The organism is Blautia sp. CAG:257 (assembly GCF_000433815.1).
GTDB lineage: Bacteria > Bacillota > Clostridia > Lachnospirales > Lachnospiraceae > Blautia_A > Blautia_A caecimuris.
Window position 1 is genome coordinate 3670 of the sequence record NZ_HF999090.1, and the last position, 3313, is coordinate 6982.

Consider the following 3313-nt stretch of genomic DNA (forward strand, 5'->3'; position numbering starts at 1 on the left):
CGGACAGGTCCGTCTCAAACTCTCAGAATCCTCACAAAGAATCTTTTATTTACCGGGAAAATGTTACAGAATGTACTGTTTTCCGGGTAAAGAATAAAAGAGACCGTCATCTCTGGCAGTCTCTTCATGATATTCCTGTATGGTTTTAGTTCAGCTGGTATACATCTGCATACTGCAGCCCAAAGCTTAATGCCTCTTCATGGCTTCCAAAATAAATATCCACATGTCCGTAAGGGGTTCCCAGATCCTCAACAGTATAAACAGTTCCGTTGATCAGAAGCTGTGTTCCAAAGGGAACTCCCGCCATAGCTACTGTATGACCGGCTGAAGGCATCACACCGCTGGCAGTGGCATTTCCCGCTGTTCCGCAACACTGCGCGCAGTTACAGTAAGCTGTCAGCATGAAGTTTCCAAGGTATGTACCCTGACCGGAACCGGAAGAATCAGAGCTTCCATCTGTATCTGACGGAGCTTCCGGCTCTGTTTCCGTATCCTCTGTGTACTCTTCTGTATATTCTTCTGCATCCTCTTCCGGAGCAACCTCCTCTACAGTAACATCACTGCTTGTAGAGCTGCTTTCAGAATCGGTTGTATCTGTTTCCGGATCATATTCCAGCTCTTCACTTTCCTGTGAAGCGGCTTCCTGCTCTGCCGCTGCCTGTGCAGCCGCCTGAGCTGCTGCTTTTTCCTGTTCAGCCTGCTCCATCAGAGTTGCAATACTGCTGTCTGCGCTGTTTACCTGAGCCATCAGAACATTTGCCTCTTCCTGGCTTGCGCTGATCTGACTGATATAGGAGTTGATGCTGTCACCGGTAGTTGCAACCAGAGACTGCACTTCCTGCTGCTTGGCGCTTTTTTCGGAAAGGAGGCTGTTAATAGAGCTGGATTCCTCTTCTACCTTTTCCTCCTGTACCTGGATATTTTCCTGGGTTGCCTCATACTGCTTCAGCATATTTCTGTCATACTCGGAAATTTTTGAAATATTATCCGCCTGATTCAGAAAATCTGCCAGGCTTTCTGATGACAGAAGTGTTTCCAGCATGGAGTTTCCGCCGTTTTCATACATATAAACAATACGAAGCTTCATTGCCTCATACTGATTCTCTGCTGTTTTCTTTGCCCTTTCCAGCTCTGTCTGAACCTTTTTCAGCTCTTCTTCTTTTTCAGCTGCTTCCACACTGAGCTGTGAAATTGTATTTGTCAGTTCATTATATTGTGCGTCCAGTTCTGCCATATAGGATTCCAGTTCCTGTTTCTTGCTTTCCAGGCTGCTGATGTTTGCCTGTGCCTGAGCAAGTCCCGCCTGTGCCTCCTGCTTTTGTGCCTGTGCGGCTGCGATCTGGTCTTCTGTGGATGCAAAAACGCTTGTCCCCATGGAAACAGTCAGGGCGCCGGTCAACAGCAGTGAAAGAACTTTCTTCATCTTCATATAAACACCTCATAATTTTTTTCGTAGGACAAGTATAACAACATTTCATTCAAAAATCAATACTTTTATTTTATTTTTGTAACAAGTATGTAATATTTTGGCGGATACACGCAAAAAAAGAGACATTCTGAAGTAATTTTTTTTGATAAATTCTGCTTCAGAACATCTCTTCTACTAAATCATTTCGTTTTTATTACAGATATCCGGTGTTATTCCTCTGCTGCCTCTTCCTGCGCGTCCGTCTCGTTCATAACCTCCTGATATTTGTCAAGGATCAGCGTCTGTATTCTGTCTCTTGTTGTGGAATTAATAGGATGTGCAATGTCACGGTATTCTCCGTCTGCCGCTTTACGGCTGGGCATTGCAATAAACAGTCCCTTTTCACCCTCGATCACTTTGATATCATGTACTACAAACTCATCATCAATTGTAATGGATACAACTGCTTTCATTTTTCCTTCTTTTGCAACTTTTCTCACACGTACATCTGTAATATTCATCTTTTTCTGCCCCTTTCATTTTGTATACGCCAACTGACCGGAAATCTGTTTTACTGCCCCATAAGCCGCGATCAGAAATTCCGTTTATCAAATTACGTAGCGATCATTTTTTTCTACCACGATTCTGACTCCGTCTTCTCCTCGATAATCAGAGTCTGCCCGGATCGTATCCCGGCTTTCTACAATACAGTTCTCAATGTGTGTATTATCTCCTATATATACGTCATTGAGGATCACAGAATTTCGTATCACACAGTTGTTGCCCACAAACACACCCTTAAACAGAACAGAATTTTCTACTGTTCCATTGATGATACAGCCACTGGCAACAAGACTGTTTTTCACAGAAGCTCCTGCATTATATTTTGCCGGAGGAAGATCGTCGATCTTTGTTTTTACCGCCGGTTCCTGTCTGAAGAAATAATTGCGGATTCCCGGCTCCAGAAATGCCATATTTGTTCTGTAATATGCTTCTGCCGTGGAAATATTGCTCCAGTAGGAATCAATCTTATATCCATAAATTCGTTTCAGATTCTTGTAACGGATCAGAATATCGTTTACAAAATCATGTCTGTCTTCCTGAGCAGCTCTTTCAAGCAGTTCGATCAGCTGTCTTCTTCGTATTACATAAATACCTGTAGACACAGTATTATAAGAAGAAATAATAGGTTTTTCCTCAAACTCCTCAATCCTGCAGTCATCATTCATGCGGATCACGCCAAACCGCTCTACTTCGCTCTGATCTCTGCACTCTGTACACACAACCGTAATATCAGCTCTTTTGGCAATGTGGAATTCCAGCACCTTATTATAATCCAGTTTATAAATTCCATCTCCTGAAGCAATAACAACATAAGGCTCATGGCTGTTTTTCAGGAATGTAATATTCTGATAAATAGCATCCGCTGTTCCCTGATACCACAGACTGTTTTCTTTTGTGATAGTAGGTGTGAACACAAAAAGCCCACCCTGCTTTCTTCCGAAATCCCACCATTTTGAGGAACTCAGATGTTCATTCAGTGATCTGGCGTTATACTGAGTCAGTACTGCCACCTTCTGAATATGGGAATTTGCCATATTGCTTAATGCAAAGTCAATGGCGCGGTAGCTTCCCGCTACAGGCATGGCTGCAATGGCTCTTTTGTTTGAAAGTTCCCTCATACGGTTATTGTTTCCGCCTGCCAGAATAATTCCAAGTGCTCTCATGCCTTCTCACCGTCCTTTGCCTTGATGTTCTGTCCGCTTTCCAGTATTCCCTCCGGATAGTCCTCCGGCACAGTCACTCCGGACACAGATGTATTTTTACCGATTTTTACATTGTCAGGTATCACACTGTGCTCGCCTACTGTGGCAATCCCAAAGGAATATACCGCAGGCTTCAGGA

The 3313-nt window shown here is 43.5% G+C and carries 3 protein-coding genes and 1 pseudogene; all 4 read right to left on the reverse strand.

Going from position 1 to position 3313, the window contains the following annotated elements:
• Window positions 1-145: 145 nt before the first annotated feature.
• Window positions 146-1429, reverse strand: coding sequence for a PcsB-like coiled-coil domain-containing protein (locus QVP40_RS10900; RefSeq protein WP_022068450.1), 1284 nt, complete (start codon window positions 1427-1429; stop codon window positions 146-148).
• Between the two features lie 209 nt (window positions 1430-1638).
• Window positions 1639-1929, reverse strand: coding sequence for a septation regulator SpoVG (gene spoVG / locus QVP40_RS10905; RefSeq protein WP_022068451.1), 291 nt, complete (start codon window positions 1927-1929; stop codon window positions 1639-1641).
• 87 nt (window positions 1930-2016) lie between these two features.
• A complete protein-coding gene (gene glgD / locus QVP40_RS10910) occupies window positions 2017-3135 on the reverse strand; it encodes a glucose-1-phosphate adenylyltransferase subunit GlgD (protein ID WP_022068452.1) in 1119 nt (372 codons plus the stop codon).
• Window positions 3132-3313: pseudogene (locus QVP40_RS10915) on the reverse strand (glucose-1-phosphate adenylyltransferase); the annotation flags it as partial. The gene glgD and the pseudogene QVP40_RS10915, both read right to left, overlap by 4 nt.